Origin of the sequence: Pseudomonas libanensis (assembly GCF_001439685.1) — a bacterium.
GTDB classification, from domain to species: Bacteria; Pseudomonadota; Gammaproteobacteria; order Pseudomonadales; family Pseudomonadaceae; genus Aquipseudomonas; species Aquipseudomonas libanensis.
Genome location: NZ_JYLH01000005.1, coordinates 298,736 through 317,032, shown reverse-complemented (window position 1 = coordinate 317,032; position 18,297 = coordinate 298,736). Strand labels below are relative to the sequence as shown.

Genomic DNA, 18,297 nt, shown 5'->3' with positions numbered 1-18,297 from the left:
CCTCCCACATTGACCCGGTTTCTACAGTAGGAGCTGTGTGCTTAGCTAAGTAGTACTTAGTGCTGCAGGATTTTCTCAAGGAAGTGCTGCGCACGTTCGGAGCGGGCGCTGATGTCGCCGAAGAACTCTTCCTTCGGGCAGTCCTCGATGATCTTGCCGGCGTCCATGAAGATCACGCGGTCGGCCACTTTGCGTGCAAAGCCCATTTCATGGGTCACGCACATCATGGTCATGCCTTCGTGGGCCAATTGCACCATCACGTCGAGCACTTCGTTGACCATTTCCGGGTCCAGCGCCGAGGTCGGTTCGTCGAACAGCATGACGATCGGGTCCATGGCCAGTGCGCGGGCAATCGCCACACGTTGCTGCTGGCCACCGGAGAGCTGGCCAGGGTGCTTGTGGGCGTGTGCCGACAAGCCCACACGGTCGAGCAGCTGCAGGCCTTTCTTGGTGGCTTCTTCCTTGCTGCGGCCCAGCACCTTGATCTGCGCGATGGTCAGGTTTTCGGTAATGGTCAGGTGCGGGAACAGCTCGAAGTGCTGGAACACCATGCCCACCCGCGAACGCAGTTTCGGCAGGTTGGTCTTCGGGTCGGCAATGGAGGTGCCATCGACCACTACGTCGCCTTTCTGGAACGGTTCCAAAGCGTTAACGCACTTGATCAGGGTGGATTTGCCCGAGCCGGACGGCCCGCACACCACGATCACTTCGCCTTTTTTAACCTCGGTGCTGCAATCGGTCAGCACCTGGAAGTCGCCATACCACTTGTTGATGTTCTTGATAGAGATCATACGGCAAACCTTTTTTGCAGACGCTTGACCAGCAGCGAGGCGGAAAAGCTGATGATGAAGTAGACGACACCGGCAAAGATCAGGAACTCATTGGAGCGGCCGATGATGTCGCCGTTGGAGCGGGCGGAGTTGAGGAAGTCCACCAGGCCCACGGTGTAGACCAGCGAAGTGTCCTGGAACAGGATGATCGATTGTTGCAGCAACAATGGCGTCATCTTGCGGAACGCCTGGGGCAGGATGATCAGGCGCATGGTCTGCCCGTAGGTCATGCCCATGGCTTGTGCCGCGGCCATCTGACCCTTGGGAATCGACTGCACGCCGGCACGCACGATTTCGCAGAAATACGCGGCCTCGAACATCATGAACGCCACGACGCAGGAGGTGAACGCACCGATGGGGGTGTCTTCGCCGGTGATCCAGCGCAGCACGAACGGCACCGCCAGGTAGAACCAGGTGATCACCAGCAGCAGCGGGATCGAGCGGAAGTAGTTCACATAGGCGCCGGCCACACGCGACAGCAGTTTGCTGGATGACAGGCGCATCAGCGCGAGGATCGTACCCAGGATGATGCCGCCGACCACGCCCATGACCATCAACTGCAGGGTCATGACCATGCCGTTCCACAGGCCCGGGATGGCGGGGATGATGCCGCTGAAATCAAAGTCCATTATTTACCCCCCACAGAGATCAGGCCGGGCACTGCGACTTTCTTCTCGACCATGCGCATCAGCAACATCAGGCTCATGTTCAGGGTGAAATAGATCAGCGTGGCCAAGGTGAAGGCTTCGAACAGGTTGGCCGAGAACTCGGCGGTCTGCTTGGTTTGCGCCAGCAGTTCCATCAAGCCGATCAAGGACGCCACGGAGGAGTTCTTGAACACATTGAGGAATTCCGAGGTAAGCGGCGGAATGATGATGCGATAGGCCTGGGGCAGCAGCACATTCCAGTAGATCTGCGGTAGCTTGAAGCCCATGGCGCGTGCCGCGGACTCCTGGCCACGGGGCAGCGCCTGGATGCCGGTACGCACTTGTTCACACACACGGGCGGCGGTGAACAGGCCCAGGCACACGACAACGCTCAGGTAGGCCGAGGTAGTCGGGTTCAGGTCTTGCTTGTACCAGTCCTGCAGGTTCTGCGGCAGCAGGTCGGGCACCAGGAAGTACCAGATGAACAGCTGAACCAGCAGCGGCACGTTACGAAACAGTTCCACGTAGCAGGTCGCAATGCCCGATACGATGCGGTTTGGCACGGTGCGCATGACCCCCAGAATGGAGCCCAGCAGCAAGGCGATGATCCATGCCACGACAGCGATGGCGATGGTCCAGCCCAGGCCGGCGATGTACCAGTCGAGATACGTCTCGCTGCCAACGCCAGTGGACTTGAAGAACACGCCCCAGTCCCAGTTGTAATTCATTAGGGTCTCCCCTCGAGATCGATCAATGTACAAGCACCTGCTTGGGGAAGATCCTTTCCCGCCTGGCAATGAATGCCAGGCACACACGATCGGCTCGGAAACCGCCAAGTCGAGTGTTCCAAATTAAAGCCAGCAGGTAGTAACAGATGCCAGGGGGGCGTGAGCCCCCCTGGCGATAAGGTTAGTCAGGTTTTCAGATCTTTACTTCCGGTGCCGGCTTGTCGGTCGGATTCGCGATCAGTTCCTTGACCTTTTCGCTCATCGGGAAGTTGAGGTTCAGGCCTTTTGGTGGAATAGGGCTCTCGAACCATTTGGCGTAGATCTTGTTGATTTCGCCGGATTTGAACAAACCGACGATGGCGTCGTCCACGGCTTTCTTGAAGGCCGGGTCGCCTTTGCGCACCATGCAGGCATAGGCTTCAAAGGACTGCGGAGTACCGGTGATGACCCAGTCGTCCGGCTTCTTGGCCTTGGCTTCTTCACCGGCGAGCAGGGCGTCATCCATCATGAATGCAACGGCACGGCCGCTTTCGAGCATCTGGAAGGATTCGCCATGGTCCTTGGCGGAGATGACGTTCATGCCCATCTGCTTGTCGGCGTTCATCGCCTTGATGATGCGCTCGGACGTGGTGCCGGCGGTGGTCACGACGTTCTTGCCCTTGAGGTCGGCAAAGTCGCTGTAGGAGGGCTTGCCTTCCTTGTCTTTCTTGACCAGCAGGCGGGTGCCGATTTCGAAGATGTTGACGGTGAAGTCAACTTGCTGTGCGCGTTCGGCGTTGTTGGTGGTGGAGCCGCACTCGAGGTCCGCGGTGCCGTTCTGGATCAGCGGAATACGGGTTTGCGAAGTCACCAGGTTGTACTTGACCTTCAGGTCGGGCTTGTTCAGGTCTTTTTTCAGGGCTTCAATGACGGCCAGCTGAATGTCGTGGGAGTAGCCCACGGGTTTGCCCGAACCATCCGCGATGTAGGAAAACGGAATGGAGCTGTCGCGGTGAGCGAGAGTGATGGTGCCGGAGTCGTTGATTTTCTTCAGTGTGCCGGTGAGTTCGGCGGCGAAAACTGGAGTGCTGATCAGAGCAGCAGCAATAGCTGCGCCCAGGATATGGGGAACGATGCGCATCAATACTTCCTCGACATTTGTTTTTTTTATGAAGCCAGCTAAACGGCTCTTTTGTACAGCGAATGCCCGTGACGGCTCCTAAGGCGCCTCAGGTAATCGTCAAAGAGTGTAGAGCATGAGTCGTGCCATACCGAAAGTAAAAGGTTAACTGCATGATTTATATCGAGATTAATTTTATGTTGCGACGCGATTTTCGACGCCGGGTCCGGCAAACCGAATAGGGCGACAAGTTGCGTTCGGAAAACCGAATGCGTCCAAGTGACCTGTAGGAGCGAGCTTGCTCGCGAAAACGCAAAAGCGCCGCGTTTATTCTGAATAAACGCGGCGCTCTCAGGTGTCTCGCGAGCAAGCTCGCTCCAGTGTGGGGATGGCTATCAGGCCGCTTCGATCTTGCTACGGCTCTGTTCGACCTTCGCCAGGTAGCGTTGCACGTTGTCCTGCTCCTGCGGCGTGGTGAACAGGCCAAGCTTGGTCCGGCGCCAGAGTACGTCCTGCGGCTGCGTCACCCATTCTTCGGCGCACAGATAATCAACTTCGCGGGTGTACAGGCCGCCTCCCAGATGGTCACCCAGGTCGGCCAGCGATTGCACGCCCTCCAACAGGCGCCAGGTGCGGCTGCCGTAGGTGGTGGACCAGCGGCGGGCGATTTCGCTTGGGATCCAGTCGAACTTGGCGCGGATCGCATCGGCCAGGGCTTCCGGCGTGGTCATGTTTTCACCGCCGGGCAAGCTGGCCGTGGCGGTCCAGCTTGGGCGCATCTGGGTGAAGTACGGCGCCAGCTGGGCCATGGCCGACTCGGCCAGCTTGCGATAGGTGGTGAGCTTGCCGCCGAACACCGACAAAATCGGCGCTTCGCCGTTGCCGCCGGACAGCGCCAGGGTGTAGTCGCGGGTGATGGCCGACGGGTTGTCCGACTCGTCGTTGCACAGTGGGCGTACGCCGGAGTAGGTATGGACGATATCGTCACGGCTCAGCTGTTTCTTGAAGTGCGCGTTGACCACCTTGAGCATGTAGTCGGTTTCACCTTCGGTAATCGCAACTGCAGCCGGGTCGCCGGTGTATTCGCGATCAGTGGTGCCAATGATGGTCAGGTGGTTCAGGTACGGAATAGTGAAGACGATGCGTTGGTCTTCGTTCTGCAGGATGTGCGCGTGGGCACCTTCGTACAGTCTTGGCACAATCAGGTGGCTACCCTGGATCAGACGGATGCCGTAGGGCGAATCCAGCTTGAGGTCGTCCCTGATGAACTTGGCGACCCACGGGCCGGCAGCATTCACCAGTGCGCGGGCGCGAATCGAGAACAGGCTGCCATCGGCACGCTCCATGTTCATTTCCCACATGCCGTTGCTGCGACGGGCGCTGACGCAACGGGTCTGGGTATGAATGTGCGCGCCTTTTTCACGGGCAGCCATGGCGTTGAGTACCACCAGGCGGGCGTCATCCACCCAGCAGTCGGAGTATTCGAAGCCCTTGGTGATTTCGCTTTTCAGCGGGCTGTCGGCGCCGAACTTGAGGCTTTTGGAACCCGCCAGTTTCTCCCGCTTGCCCAAATGGTCATAAAGGAACAAGCCGGCACGAATCATCCAGGCCGGACGCAAGTGCGGACGGTGGGGCAGTACGAAGCGCATCTGCTTGACGATATGCGGTGCCTTGGCCAGCAGCACTTCACGTTCGGCCAAGGCTTCGCGCACCAGGCGGAATTCGTAATGTTCCAGGTAACGCAAGCCGCCGTGGATCAGCTTGCTGCTGGCCGATGAGGTGTGGCTGGCCAGGTCGTCCTTTTCGCAAAGGAATACCGACAAACCGCGACCGGCTGCGTCTGCTGCAATGCCGACGCCATTGATCCCGCCACCGATTACGGCAACGTCATAGACTTCGGCAAGCGGTGGAGCAGGCAAGGTGGAAGGGTTCATCGGCTAGCCTCGCGATCTTTTCGTCTTGGAATTCGAACATTAATGTTCATTTGCGAAAATGGTAGCTGATAAATGCGCACACAGCCACCCGACTTCGATTAAAAAAACTCATCGAAGGGTGGGAAAAGGAAAATTTGTGAACACGAGCTTGGGGAAGGCTCAGGAAATGCAGTGCTGGACAGATCGCCATCGGGGGTAAGCCCCCTCCCACACTTTAATGTGTGAACCCATTCATATGTGGGAGGGGGCTTGCCCCCGATGGCGTCAGTCCAGACGCTACACGACTTCTAGTCGCACCTTGTGCTCATTCAGCACTTGCACCAACGCCGGCACCGGCTGTTGGTCAGTCACCAGGCAGTCCACCAGGCTGATCGGCCCCAGGCGAATCATGGCATTGCGCCCGAACTTGCTGGAGTCTGCCGCCAGAATCACTTGCCGCGCATTGGCAATGATTGCCTGGGAAACCCGCACTTCCTGGTAATCGAAGTCGAGCAGGCTGCCGTCCTCGTCGATACCGCTGATGCCCACCAGGGCAAAGTCGACCTTGAACTGGTTGATGAAATCGACACTGGCCTGGCCGACCACACCGCCATCGCGGCGTACGTTGCCGCCGGTGAGCAACACATCGAAGTCGTCCTTGGCACTGAGCATCGTGGCGACGTTGAGGTTGTTGGTGATGATTTTCAGGTGGTTGTGATTGAGCAGTGCACGGGCGATGGATTCGGTGGTGGTGCCGATATTGATAAACAGCGAGGCGTGGTCGGGAATTTGCGCGGCGATGGCTTCACCGATGCGCTGTTTCTCGTCGCGCATCTGGTCTGCACGCATGGCATACGCGGTGTTCTCGACACTGGAGTCATAGGCGGCGCCGCCGTGGTAGCGGCGCAACAGATTGGCGTCCGCCAGCTGGTTGATATCGCGGCGGATGGTTTGCGGGGTAACAACGAATAGCTGCGCCATTTCCTCGATACTGACATAACCGCGTTCGCGGACCAGTTCGAGGATTTGTTGTTGGCGGGGAGGCAGATTCATGGGGCGTCCTTTGGGCTGCCATACAAAAGTGGCCCATGATGACGCAGGAATCCGCTCCCTGCCAGTTACAACCAGATATGGATCCGGCGCTTGGCTTATTCAGCGCCTTCGTGCGGTTCCCAGTCGCGGGTGCGGCTCACCGCTTTTTGCCAGCCGGCGTAGAGCTTTTCTTTGGTGGTTTCGTCCAACTGGGGTTCGAATTCGCGCTCGATCACCGCCTTGCCACGCAGTTCGTCCAGGCTGCCCCAGAAGCCACACGCCAGGCCGGCCAGGTAGGCGGCGCCGAGGGCAGTGGTTTCACGCATTTGCGGGCGTTCGACCTGGGTACCGAGGATGTCGGCCTGGAATTGCATCAGGAAGTTGTTGGCAACCGCACCGCCATCCACACGCAGGGCCTTGAGGCGTTCGCCAGAATCTTGTTGCATGGCGTCGAGTACATCGCGGGTCTGGAAGGCAATCGACTCCAGGGCTGCACGAATAATGTGGTCCACGCGTACGCCGCGGGTCAGGCCGAACAGCGCACCTCGGGCATACGGGTCCCAATAGGGCGCGCCCAGCCCGGTGAAAGCCGGGACCAGGTACACGCCGTTGCTGTCCTTGACCTTGCCGGCAAAGTATTCGGTGTCGTGGGCGTCATTGATGATTTTCAGCTCGTCACGCAGCCATTGCACGGTGGAACCGCCGTTGAATACCGCGCCTTCAAGGGCGTAGGCCACTTCACCGCGTGGGCCGCAGGCGATGGTGGTGAGCATGCCGTGCTTGGATTTCACTGCCTTGTCGCCGGTGTTCATCAGCAGGAAGCAGCCGGTGCCGTAGGTGTTCTTGGCCTGTCCGGCTTCCACGCACATTTGGCCGAACAGCGCGGCTTGTTGGTCACCGGCGATGCCGCCGATGGCGATGCCGCTCTTGGTGCGGCCATAGATTTCGGAGGAAGACTTCACTTGCGGCAGCATTTCCCGCGGCACATCCAGAATCTCCAGCATCTTCGCATCCCACTCCAGGGTGTGGATGTTGAAGAGCATGGTACGCGAGGCGTTGGTGTAGTCGGTGACGTGGGTCTTGCCGCCGGTAAACTTCCAGATCAGCCAGCTATCGATGGTGCCGAACAGCAGTTCGCCATTGCGTGCACGCTCGCGGCTTCCTTCGACGTTATCGAGGATCCACTTGAGTTTGGTGCCGGAAAAGTAGGGGTCGGTGACCAGCCCGGTGGTGTCGTTGATGTACTGCTCGTGGCCGTCGCGCTTGAGCTGCTGGCAGATTTCGGTGCTGCGGCGGCACTGCCAGACGATCGCGTTGTAGATCGGGCGGCCGGTGATCTTGTCCCAGACCACGGTGGTCTCGCGCTGGTTGGTGATGCCAATGGCGGCGACCTGGTCATGGTGCAGGCCGGCTTGCGCCAGCGCTTCGACCATCACCGCGCTCTGGGTGGCAAAGATTTCCATCGGGTCATGTTCGACCCAGCCTGCTTGCGGGTAATGCTGGGTGAATTCACGCTGGGCGGTGCACACCACGTTGGCGTCACGATCGAAGATGATCGCCCGGGAACTGGTAGTGCCCTGGTCAAGGGCAATGATGTAGTTCTTATTCTGAATGTCGGTCATGTCAGGTGCCTTACGAAATAAGGAAGTCAGAAATCAGCCTGGGCCGCGAAGGGCAGGGGACCAGGCTGGCGCTTTCAGGAAATACGGGTCTTGCCGTTGACAGCCGTGTCAGGTGTTTCAGCTATAGCAGGTGCGGCGCTTGGCAGGTGGCGGGCAATCAGCCCGCGATAGGCCGCGGCACCGAGGCAAGCGCCGACAATCGGGGCGAAAATCGGCACCAGGAAGTAAGGAATGTCGCGGCCACCAGTAAAGGCCATTTCACCCCAGCCGGCGAAAAAGGTCATCAGCTTGGGTCCGAAATCCCGTGCCGGATTCATCGCAAAGCCGGTCAGCGGGCCCATGGCGCTACCAATCACGGCAATCAGCAAGCCGATCAGCAGCGGGGCCAGCGGGCCGCGTGGCAGGCCGTTGTTGTCATCGGTGAGGGCCATGATCACGCCCATCAGGATCGCGGTGATGACCATTTCCACCAGGAATGCCTGGGCGGTGCTCAGCAGTGCATGGGGATAGGTAGAGAACACGGATGCCAGTTCCAGGCTGGCCTGGGAGCCGCGGACCATATGGTGGGTTTGTTCGTAATCGAAAAACAGGTTGCTATAGAGCGTATATACCAAGGCGGCGGAGCAGAAGGCGCCGGCGACCTGGGCCAGAATATAGAAGGGCAGTTTGCGCTTTTCAAAATCGGCAAAAATGCACAGGGCGATACTGACCGCCGGGTTGAGGTGAGCCCCGGAAATACCGGCACTCAGGTAGATCGCCATGCTCACGCCGATCCCCCAGATAATACTGATTTCCCAGAGGCCGAAGCTCGCACCCGCGACCTTGAGCGCGGCGACGCATCCTGTACCGAAGAAGATCAGTAGTGCGGTCCCCAGGAATTCGGCCATGCATTGGCTCGAAAGTGAAGGCTGTTGAAGAGCAGTTGTCATGGAAAACCTCGATTGTTGTTCTTGTCTGGCGCACTGCCTCAGCGGGCGGTTGCGCGATTTTCACCGTGACAAGGATCCCCATCCTGGGTCGCGGCTTACTGCTGGAGTACTGATGAGTATTCCTACAGTATTCGGAAACGAAAAAATATAGACAAGAATGACCGCTGTCAAAGGTCGAAAGTGAACCGGCAGTCACTTTCTAACTATTGGTCTGGTGAATGATCACGCAGGTTAGGTTTGGCCTATGCGTCAGCAGCGCTTGAACTAGAGCGTTTTGCCTGCGCTTGGCCTAGAATTGGACCCCTGTTTTCCCTGCCCGGAGACTCCATGACGCCCGCATTGGATTTGTTGAAAAAAGTTCGCGCCGAACATCGCATCCACAGTTATGAACATGACCCGAAGGCGGCTTCGTATGGCCTGGAGGCCGCGGAAAAATTGGGCCTCGACCCCGCGCAGGTGTTCAAGACGCTGCTGGCGAGCAGTGAGAAAGGCGAATTGTTGGTCGCGGTGGTGCCGGTCGTCGGAAGTCTCGATTTGAAAGCGCTGGCTCATGCGGCGGGCGTGAAAAAGGTCGAAATGGCCGATCCGGCGGCGGCTCAGCGTTCCACCGGTTACCTGTTGGGCGGCATCAGCCCGCTGGGGCAAAAGAAGCGCCTGCGTACGTTTATCGACGAAACGGCGCAACCCTTTGCAACGATTTTTGTGAGTGCGGGGCGGCGGGGGCTGGAGGTGGAGTTACCCGCAGCAGTGCTGGCTGAACATACCCAGGCCAAATTCGCGGCCATCGGCCGGGCCTGATGACCAGCCCTGTGGAGATCTAATGTGGGAGGGCGCTTGCCCCCGATTGCATTGGGTCAGCTACCGATAAACTGACTGGCCCAGCGCTATCGGGGACAAGCCCCCCTCCCACATCTTTAACCCGGTTTCCTCAGGAATCTGCTTACGCCTGGAACAGCACTAGATGCTCGGCCGCCACTCGAATCCCCACATCCGTCCCCATCTGTTGATCAACATGGCTGGGGAAAATCGATTCCAACTGAGCGCCCGTTGGCAGTTGCAACCGGTACAAGGTCGAGGCCCCCTGGAAGGTCTTGCCGACAATCCGGGCTTTCAGTGCACTGTCCGGTGCGTAGACGATGTCATCCGGGCGCAGTAATACATCCACCGCGCCGCCGATAGCCCAGGTATAGGCGCGGTTGCCGCGCAAGTCACCCAGTTCAGTGCTCACCGATTCCGGCGAGTTCAAGCGGCCACGAATGAAGTACCCCTGGCCAATAAAGCTCGCGACGTAAGGCGTCTGCGGTTCGTGATAAAGGTTGTAGGGCGTGTCCCACTGTTCAAGGCGACCTTCCTTGAACACGCCGACATGGTCACTGACGGCGAACGCTTCTTCCTGGTCATGGGTAACGAGGATCGCACTGGTGCCCCGCGCCTTGAGGATATCGCGCACTTCGTGGCTCAGCTTGCGGCGCAGTTCGCCATCCAGGTTGGAAAAAGGTTCGTCCAGCAGCAACAATTGTGGCTCCGGCGCCAAGGCGCGGGCGAGGGCGACACGTTGCTGCTGGCCGCCGGAAAGCTCGTGGGGAAAGCGCTTGCCCAGATCCTTCAGATTCACCAGTTCCAGCAACTCGGCAATTACGCGATCCTTTTGCGGATGTTTGCGAATACCGAAGCCGATGTTATCGGCCACGCTCAGGTGCGGGAACAGAGCGTAGTCCTGGAACACCATGCCGATACGACGTTTCTCGGGTGCCAGGGTGAAACCGGCGCTGGAGATGACTTCACCCGCCAGACTGATTTCGCCTTCGTGTATCGGCTCAAAGCCGGCAATGGCGCGCAAGGTGGTGGTCTTGCCGCATCCCGAGGAGCCGAGCAGGCAACCGATGTCGCCGGCATTAAGGTGCAGGTTGAGGTTCTGGACCACCCGCTGGTCTTGATAGCCGCATGCCAGATTGCGCAGGTTCAGCAGGAGTGGCTGGCTCATGCGTGGTGGTACGAAGGTGGGACGAGAAATTCCAGCAGGGCTTTTTGCGCATGCAGGCGGTTCTCGGCTTGGTCCCAAGCCACAGAACGTGGGTCGTCGAGCAGGTCGAGGCTGATTTCTTCGCCACGGTGGGCAGGCAGGCAGTGCATGAACAGCACGTCGGGCGCGGCCGTATCGAGCAGGGCACGGGTCACCTGGAACGGCGCGAACAGGGCCAGGCGCTTGGCCGTTTCGTCTTCCTGGCCCATGGAGGTCCAGACGTCGGTGCTGACCAGGTGGGCACCGACCACGGCATCCTTGGGGTCGCGTAGCAATTGCACGCGACCATCGGCCTTGGCCATGAACTCGGCGCTCGGCTCGTAGCCTTCAGGGCAGGCGATACGCAGGTGGAAGTCGAACTGGATCGCCGCTTCTATATAGCTGTTGCACATGTTGTTGCCGTCGCCGATCCAGGCCACGGTCTTGCCCTGGATGGAGCCCCGGTGTTCGAGGAAGGTTTGCATGTCGGCCAGCAACTGGCAGGGGTGCAGGTCATCGGACAGGCCATTGATCACTGGCACGCGGGAGTTGGCGGCAAATTCAGTCAGGTTGCTGTGGGCGAAGGTACGGATCATCACCGCGTCGAGCATGCGTGACATGACCCTGGCGCAATCGCTGATCGGCTCACCACGGCCCAGTTGGGTATCACGCGGTGACAGGAAAATCGCCTGGCCGCCCAGCTGGATCATGCCGGCTTCGAACGACAGGCGTGTACGCGTTGAGGACTTCTCGAAAATCATCCCGAGTACGCGGTTTTTCAAAGGCTCAAACAGTACGCCGCGGTTACGCAGGTCTTTAAGCTCAATGCCTCGACGGATCACGCTGACTAGCTCTTCGGGCGTGCAATCCATCAGGGAGAGAAAGTGCCTTGCGCTCATCATTAACTACCTTTTTGCAACAGACCGCAGATACTCAAAGCCTTGTTTATTGTGACAACGGGCGAGACCTGCGGCGGAAGCCGCACGGGGCGACGAAATAGGGGAAGGCGCGATATTGACATTAAATGTCGCGTCTTACCAATAGGGCTACGGTTTTTAGGGGTGTTCAAGCAGGGCGCTGACGCGTGTTTGAAGACGATTTCCTGACAGCAGCGGGTCATTTGTACACTGGCGCCGAGGCCTTTTGCAATGCGCCGAGGCGGGCCCAAGCCAGGTAGCGTCGGTTTTAGCCACTGGGTGGAGGATTTCTGAAACATTTACTCATGCTTAGCCATGCCTTGGCCTATGCCCACCGATTCACAGTACGAAGGTTGCTGGCGCGCTGGCAGTTCGCCGCCCATAGTTAAGCCAAAGCCCCTATATAAAGAGACTGGCCATGACCAAGACTCTCCATCACCGTGCCTGCCACCTGTGCGAAGCCATTTGCGGCCTGACCCTGGAAACCACCCAGGCTGACGATGGCAGCCTGGCGATCACCTCGATCAAGGGCGACCCCCTGGACAGTTTCAGTCGCGGGCACATCTGCCCCAAGGCCGTGGCCCTGCAGGATATCCAGAATGACCCGGACCGCCTGCACCAGCCGATGCTGCGGGTCGGCAGCGAATGGCAGCCGATCGCATGGGATGAAGCGTTTGCCATGGTGGCCGAACGGCTGGCGAGCATCCAGGCCCGGTACGGGCAGAACGCGGTGGCGGTGTATCAGGGCAACCCCAGCGTGCACAACTATGGGTTGATGACCCACAGCAACTACTTTCTCGGGCTATTGAAAACGCGCAATCGCTTTTCCGCGACCTCGGTAGACCAGTTACCCCATCACCTCACCAGCCACCTCATGTACGGCCATGGCCTGTTGCTGCCCATTCCGGACATCGACCATACCGACTTCATGTTGATTCTCGGCGGCAACCCGCTGGCCTCCAACGGCAGCATCATGACCGTGCCGGACGTGGAAAAACGCCTCAAGGCCATCCAGGCGCGTGGCGGCAAAGTGGTGGTGGTCGACCCTCGGCGCAGCGAGACAGCCGCCATCGCCGACCAGCACTTGTTCGTACGCCCCGGAGGCGACGCGGCGCTGTTGTTCGGGCTGCTCAACACCTTGTTCGCTGAGGGGCTGACCCGCGACAGCCATTTGCCAGTTGAAGGGCTGGAAGACGTGCGCCGAGCAATTGTCGGATTCAGCGCCGAGGCAATGAGTCGCCAGTGCGCAGTGCCTGCCGAGCAGATTCGGCAGTTGGCCCGCGATTTCGCTGGCGCTGACAAAGCCGTTTGCTACGGCCGAATGGGAGTCTCGACCCAGGCGTTCGGCACCCTGTGTCACTGGTTGGTCCAGTTGATCAACCTGGTAACGGGCAATCTCGACCGCGTCGGCGGTGCGCTGTGCACCAGCCCGGCGGTCGACCTGGTGGCCTCGACTGGTGGCGGCCATTTCAATCGCTGGCAGAGCCGTGTGTCCGGGCGCCCGGAATACGGCGGAGAGTTGCCGGTGTCGGCCCTGGCCGAGGAAATGCTCACCGAAGGCGAAGGACAGATCCGCGCGCTGGTGACAGTGGCCGGCAATCCGGTGCTGTCGACGCCCAACGGTCGCCAGTTGGAGCAGGCGCTGGATGGATTGGAGTTCATGGTCAGCGTCGATCTCTATATCAACGAGACCACGCGTTATGCCGACCTGATCCTGCCGTCCACCTCTGCATTGGAAAACGATCACTACGACACCACCTTCAATATGTTCGCGGTGCGCAACGTCACCCGCTTCAACCGTGCGATCCTGCCCAAGCCCGAGGGTGCGCTGCATGACTGGGAGATCTTTGTCGGCTTGGCCAAGGCATTCGCGGCGCAGACCGGCCTAGCGCTCAAGTCAACCCTGCCTCCGGCACAGATGATCGATGTCGGGTTGCGCGCAGGTGCCTATGGCGATGCATCCAGTCACAAACTATCGGTGGCGATGCTGGCCGATCATCCCCATGGTGTGGACCTGGGACCGCTCAAGACCAATCTCGCGGCGCGTTTGAAGACCGCCAATGGCAAGGTCCAGGCGGCACCTGCCGTGATTCTCGCTGACTTGGCGCGCTTCAAGGCGCAACCGCTGCCGGTGGCTGACGAACTGCTATTGATTGGCCGTCGCCATGTGCGCAGCAATAATTCCTGGATGCATAATTACCACCGGTTGGTGAAGGGCAAGCCACGCCATCAATTGCTGATGCATCCTGACGACCTCGCCAGGCGACAGCTCAATGATGGTCAACGGGTACGGGTGAGTTCGCGCATCGGGATGATCGAAGTAGATGTGGTGGCCAGCCTGGATATGATGCCGGGGGTGGTCAGCCTGCCTCATGGCTGGGGGCATGGCCGCCCGGGCGTACAAATGAGCATCGCCAGTGCTCAGCCCGGGGCGAGCGCTAATGACTTGACCGACGAGCGGCAATTGGACGAGTTGTCGGGTAACGCCGCGCTCAATGGCGTGCCGGTGCAAGTGGCAGCGGCGTGAGGTGCCCGAGCACCGCGCTGGGATTTTGCGTTACAATGCGCCACCGTGCCGACCTGTGAGTCGCAAAGTTCCAGCCGAGGTGTTCCATGGATATCATCGAAACGATCAAAGACCAGATTGCCAACAACACCATTCTGCTCTACATGAAGGGCGCGCCTAACGCTCCTCAGTGCGGTTTTTCCGCAAAAGCCTCCCAGGCCATCATGGCGTGTGGCGAGAAGTTCGCCTACGTGGATATCCTGCAGAATCCGGAAATTCGCGCCAACCTGCCTAAATACGCCAACTGGCCGACTTTCCCGCAACTGTGGGTAGCCGGTGAGCTGGTTGGCGGCAGCGATATCATCACTGAAATGGCAGCCGATGGTTCGCTGCAAGCGCTGATCAAAGACGCAGCGGAAAAAGCGGCAGCCAAGACTGAAGCTTGATTGACCTGCAACAAAAAGCCCCGCTTCTCAATACGAGAGCGGGGCTTTTTTGTACCTGCGGGTTATTCACCCATTTGCGATTGCAGGTAGTTCTCCAGGCTGACCTTGTCGATCAGGCCCAGCTGGGTTTCCAGCCAGTCGATATGCTCTTCCTGGTCTTCAAGGATGTCTTCCAGCAGTTCACGGCTGCCGAAGTCGCCCTTGGTTTCGCAATGGGCGATGGCGGCCTTGAGGTCGCTATGGCTCTTGCGCTCAAAGCCCAGGTCGCTGCTGAGCATTTCCAGGGTATGCTCGCCGATGTTCAGCTTGCCCAGGTCCTGCACGTTCGGCAGGCCTTCCAGGAACAGGATGCGCTTGATCAGCGCGTCGGCGTCCTTCATGGCCTTGATCGATTCTTTGTATTCGCGCTTGCCAAGCTTTTCCAGGCCCCAATCGTCGTACATGCGCGCATGCAGAAAGTACTGATTGATCGCGACCAGTTCATTGGCAAGGATTTTGTTGAGTTGCTGGATGACTGAGATGTCGCCTTTCATGACTGGGGTCCTGCCCTGTAATAGCTGTGTATAGGGCAGAGTCTGAGCGGTGAAAATCCTAGTGTCAAACCTAAGTTATTGAATAATAAATGAAAATTAATCGGAATAAGAATGTTTGTGTTCCGCGTCTTGGTGCTAACTAATTGAATTACAGGCATAAAAAAACCGGACACTAGGTCCGGTTCTTTAAAACAGCCTTTTCAGGCGTGTGTAAATTCTGTCGAGTAGGGGAGCGCGGCCTGGGCTGTTTGCAGCTGCGTCAGGGTTTCCCGTACCACTTGCTTGGCGAGGCACGCACATTTGCCACACTGACTGGCAACGCCGGTGGTTTCACGCACTTCTTTGTAGCTACAGCAACCTTCGTAGATTGCTTCGCGGATTTGTCCGTCGGTGACGCCAGTGCAGAGGCAGACATACATAAGGGAGAACCGTCGCGGGTTTGTGGCTTAAGTGCGATGGATCTTAATGTTAACGAGAATGATTGTCAAAGTAGTTTCATCAACGATCAGCCGCGCTTTGCCCATGCGCTGACGAACGGTTTTTTCAGTGTATGATGGTCGGTCTTCACGAAGCGTGATTGCGTCATGTTTCTGTCGGATTCTACTGGCAGACTCGACCGGTCCTTTTGCTTCAATCGTCATCCCATAGTCAGGAGATATCCAATGAGCGTACTCGTCGGTAAACAAGCCCCGGATTTCGACGTCCCAGCCGTCCTCGGCAATGGCGAAATCGTTGACAGCTTCAAACTGTCCGAAGCCATCAAAGGCAAATACGGCCTGGTCTTCTTCTACCCGCTGGACTTCACCTTCGTCTGCCCTTCAGAGTTGATCGCCCTGGATCACCGCATGGACGACTTCAAGGCGCGCAACGTAGAAGTGGTGGCTGTTTCCATCGACTCCCACTTCACCCACAACGCCTGGCGCAACACTGCCATCAATGATGGCGGCATCGGCAAAGTCAAATACACCATGGCTGCCGACATGAAGCATGACATCGCCAAGGCCTACGACGTTGAATCCGAAGGCGGCGTAGCCTTCCGTGGCGCGTTCCTGATCGACGACAAGGGCGTCGTTCGCTCGCAGATCATCAACGACCTGCCGCTGGGTCGTAACATGGAAGAGCTGATCCGCCTGGTTGACGCCCTGCAATTCCACGAAGAGCACGGTGAAGTCTGCCCTGCCAACTGGAAAAAAGGCGACAAGGGCATGAACGCTTCGCCAGAAGGTGTTGCTGCTTACCTGACCGAGAACGCTGGCAAGCTGTAAGCGCCCGTTTCACGGTACAAAAAAACCGGCCTGAGAAGGCCGGTTTTTTTATGCGCGGGGTTCAACTTCAATCGCTGAAGTCTTCCCAGCCGCCCATCTGCTTCCAGCGATTGACGATGCCGCAGAACAGCTCGGCAGTCTTCTCGGTGTCGTAGCGAGCCGAGTGAGCCTCACGTCCGTCGAAGTCGATACCGGCCGCCTGACAGGCTTTGGCCAACACGGTCTGGCCATACGCCAGGCCGGCAAGGGTGGCGGTGTCGAAGCTGGAGAACGGGTGAAACGGATTGCGCTTCATGTCCAGCCGCGCCACGGCGGCATTCAGGAAGCCCAGGTCGAAGCTACTGTTGTGGCCCACCAGGATCGCGCGTTTGCAGCCATTGGCCTTCAGCGCCTTGCGCACACCGCGGAAGATATCAGTCAGCGCCGCTTCTTCGCTCACCGCCATGCGCAGCGGGTGGTCGAGCTTGATGCCGGTGAACTCCAGGGCAGCCGCTTCGATATTGGCGCCTTCGAACGGCTCGACGCGGAAGAAATGGGTATGTTCCGGGAATACAAAACCGTGTTCATCCATGCCGATAGTGGTAGCGGCGATTTCCAGCAAGGCGTCGGTGGCGCAGTTGAAACCACCGGTTTCTACGTCGATGACAACCGGCAGATAGCCGCGAAACCGCTCGGCCATCGGGTGACGGGAACCGCCACCACTGTGCTCTTGTTCGTCGTCGTAATGGTCTTCACTCACTTGCTTTCCTCCAGCAGGCGCCAGCGCAGTGTTTCACCGGCGCGCAGCGGGATAACAGTCAGCTCGCCGAATGGCAGGCTGGCAGGGGCGGTCCAGTCTTCACGAACCAGGGTGATGCGGTCGGTATTTGCCGGCAGGCCGTAGAAACGCGGGCCATTGAGGCTGGCGAAGCCCTCGAGTTTGTCCAGGGCATTGCGCTGTTCAAACGCTTCGGCATACAGCTCTATAGCGGCGAACGCCGTGTAGCAACCGGCGCAACCGCACGCGGCTTCCTTGGCGTGCTGGGCATGGGGCGCGGAGTCGGTGCCGAGGAAGAACTTCGGGTTGCCGCTGGTGGCGGCGTCCAGCAACGCCACCTGGTGGGTGTTGCGCTTGAGGATCGGCAGGCAGTAGAAGTGCGGCCGAATCCCGCCCACCAGCATGTGGTTGCGGTTGTAGAGCAGGTGATGGGCGGTGATGGTCGCGCCCACATTGGCCGAAGCCTCGGTGACGAACTGCACGGCATCGGCCGTGGTGATGTGCTCGAACACCACCTTCAGGGTCGGGAACAGCTCGACCACGCGACGCATGTGCTCGTCGATGAAGACCTTCTCCCGATCAAAAACGTCCACGTCGCCACGGGTGACTTCCCCGTGGATCAGCAGCGGCATGCCGACCTCGGCCATGGCTTCGATGGCTGGCAGGATCTTGTCGATGCTGGTCACGCCGGAGTCGGAGTTGGTGGTCGCGCCGGCCGGGTACAGCTTGGCGGCGTGCACGAAGCCGCGGGCCTTGGCCTCACGAATTTCGTCAGGCTGGGTGCGGTCGGTCAGGTAGAGCACCATCAACGGTTCGAAGCGGCTGCCGGCCGGTCGTGCAGCGAGGATGCGCTGGCGATAGGCGTCGGCTTCTGCGGCATTGCGCACCGGAGGTACCAGGTTAGGCATGATGATGGCACGGCCAAACGTGCGCGCCACATCGGCCACGGTTTGGGGTAACGCAGCACCATCGCGAAGATGAATATGCCAGTCGTCGGGACGCAGCAGGGTCAGGCGGTCGGACATTGGGGATTCCAGGCGGGTCAATCTGGTGGGAATGCTACCGGAAAAG

At 59.0% G+C, this 18,297-nt stretch carries 18 protein-coding genes; 4 read left to right on the top strand and 14 right to left on the bottom strand.

Going from position 1 to position 18,297, the window contains the following annotated elements; translation table 11 throughout:
* Positions 1-56: 56 nt before the first annotated feature.
* The 8 genes from TU73_RS10805 to TU73_RS10770 form a co-directional block, all read right to left on the bottom strand.
* On the bottom strand, positions 57-791 hold the full coding sequence (locus tag TU73_RS10805) for an amino acid ABC transporter ATP-binding protein (RefSeq protein WP_033896404.1): 735 nt from the start codon (positions 789-791) through the stop codon (positions 57-59).
* A complete protein-coding gene (locus tag TU73_RS10800) occupies positions 788-1,459 on the bottom strand; it encodes an amino acid ABC transporter permease (RefSeq protein WP_046071144.1) in 672 nt (223 codons plus the stop codon). The genes TU73_RS10805 and TU73_RS10800 overlap by 4 nt, the downstream gene beginning before the upstream one ends.
* The gene (locus TU73_RS10795; RefSeq protein ID WP_057012160.1) at positions 1,459-2,205 is read right to left on the bottom strand and encodes an amino acid ABC transporter permease; all 747 of its coding nucleotides are present in this window, start codon (positions 2,203-2,205) and stop codon (positions 1,459-1,461) included. Before TU73_RS10795 ends, TU73_RS10800 begins: the two co-directional genes overlap by 1 nt.
* A gap of 193 nt (positions 2,206-2,398) precedes the next feature.
* The gene (locus tag TU73_RS10790) at positions 2,399-3,325 is read right to left on the bottom strand and encodes a glutamate/aspartate ABC transporter substrate-binding protein (RefSeq protein WP_057012159.1); all 927 of its coding nucleotides are present in this window, start codon (positions 3,323-3,325) and stop codon (positions 2,399-2,401) included.
* Between the two features lie 374 nt (positions 3,326-3,699).
* Entirely contained in the window at positions 3,700-5,238 is a 1,539-nt protein-coding gene (gene glpD, locus TU73_RS10785; protein ID WP_057012158.1) for a glycerol-3-phosphate dehydrogenase, read from the bottom strand.
* Between the two features lie 276 nt (positions 5,239-5,514).
* Positions 5,515-6,270, bottom strand: coding sequence for a DeoR/GlpR family transcriptional regulator (locus TU73_RS10780; RefSeq protein WP_014717134.1), 756 nt, complete (start codon positions 6,268-6,270; stop codon positions 5,515-5,517).
* Positions 6,271-6,365: 95 nt separating this feature from the next.
* Positions 6,366-7,871, bottom strand: a complete 1,506-nt coding sequence (glpK, locus tag TU73_RS10775) for a glycerol kinase GlpK (protein ID WP_057012157.1) — start codon at positions 7,869-7,871, stop codon at positions 6,366-6,368.
* A 74-nt stretch (positions 7,872-7,945) separates the two neighbouring features.
* Complete coding sequence (locus TU73_RS10770; protein ID WP_057012156.1) at positions 7,946-8,800, bottom strand: MIP/aquaporin family protein; 855 nt, start codon at positions 8,798-8,800, stop codon at positions 7,946-7,948.
* A gap of 327 nt (positions 8,801-9,127) precedes the next feature.
* Between TU73_RS10770 and ybaK the strand changes: the two genes are divergently transcribed.
* Positions 9,128-9,598, top strand: coding sequence for a Cys-tRNA(Pro) deacylase (gene ybaK / locus TU73_RS10765; RefSeq protein ID WP_005785257.1), 471 nt, complete (start codon positions 9,128-9,130; stop codon positions 9,596-9,598).
* A 142-nt stretch (positions 9,599-9,740) separates the two neighbouring features.
* On the opposite strand, the gene TU73_RS10760 is transcribed toward ybaK, so the two are convergent.
* Together TU73_RS10760 and argF are read right to left on the bottom strand one after the other, a co-directional pair.
* Positions 9,741-10,784, bottom strand: coding sequence for an ABC transporter ATP-binding protein (locus TU73_RS10760; RefSeq protein WP_057012155.1), 1,044 nt, complete (start codon positions 10,782-10,784; stop codon positions 9,741-9,743).
* A complete protein-coding gene (gene argF, locus TU73_RS10755) occupies positions 10,781-11,701 on the bottom strand; it encodes an ornithine carbamoyltransferase (RefSeq protein ID WP_057012154.1) in 921 nt (306 codons plus the stop codon). Before argF ends, TU73_RS10760 begins: the two co-directional genes overlap by 4 nt.
* 436 nt (positions 11,702-12,137) lie before the next feature.
* Here argF and TU73_RS10750 point away from each other — a divergent pair, with 436 nt between their 5' ends.
* Both TU73_RS10750 and grxD read left to right on the top strand, forming a co-directional pair.
* Positions 12,138-14,246: a molybdopterin oxidoreductase family protein gene (locus tag TU73_RS10750; RefSeq protein WP_057012153.1), complete on the top strand. Its 2,109-nt coding sequence runs from the start codon at positions 12,138-12,140 to the stop codon at positions 14,244-14,246.
* An 86-nt stretch (positions 14,247-14,332) separates the two neighbouring features.
* A complete protein-coding gene (grxD, locus tag TU73_RS10745; RefSeq protein WP_005785264.1) occupies positions 14,333-14,671 on the top strand; it encodes a Grx4 family monothiol glutaredoxin in 339 nt (112 codons plus the stop codon).
* Positions 14,672-14,733: 62 nt separating this feature from the next.
* Here the strand turns inward: grxD and bfr are convergent, their stop codons facing one another.
* Both bfr and TU73_RS28235 read right to left on the bottom strand, forming a co-directional pair.
* Positions 14,734-15,204: a bacterioferritin gene (gene bfr / locus TU73_RS10740; protein ID WP_057012152.1), complete on the bottom strand. Its 471-nt coding sequence runs from the start codon at positions 15,202-15,204 to the stop codon at positions 14,734-14,736.
* A gap of 200 nt (positions 15,205-15,404) precedes the next feature.
* Positions 15,405-15,623, bottom strand: coding sequence for a bacterioferritin-associated ferredoxin (locus tag TU73_RS28235; RefSeq protein WP_017526354.1), 219 nt, complete (start codon positions 15,621-15,623; stop codon positions 15,405-15,407).
* Between the two features lie 243 nt (positions 15,624-15,866).
* Between TU73_RS28235 and TU73_RS10735 the strand changes: the two genes are divergently transcribed.
* A complete protein-coding gene (locus tag TU73_RS10735) occupies positions 15,867-16,469 on the top strand; it encodes a peroxiredoxin (protein ID WP_003172097.1) in 603 nt (200 codons plus the stop codon).
* Positions 16,470-16,536: 67 nt separating this feature from the next.
* On the opposite strand, the gene rnt is transcribed toward TU73_RS10735, so the two are convergent.
* The gene (rnt, locus tag TU73_RS10730) at positions 16,537-17,208 is read right to left on the bottom strand and encodes a ribonuclease T (RefSeq protein ID WP_046071155.1); all 672 of its coding nucleotides are present in this window, start codon (positions 17,206-17,208) and stop codon (positions 16,537-16,539) included.
* Positions 17,205-18,251, bottom strand: a complete 1,047-nt coding sequence (pyrC, locus tag TU73_RS10725; protein WP_057012151.1) for a dihydroorotase — start codon at positions 18,249-18,251, stop codon at positions 17,205-17,207. Before pyrC ends, rnt begins: the two co-directional genes overlap by 4 nt.
* Between the last annotated feature and the right edge of the window lie 46 nt (positions 18,252-18,297).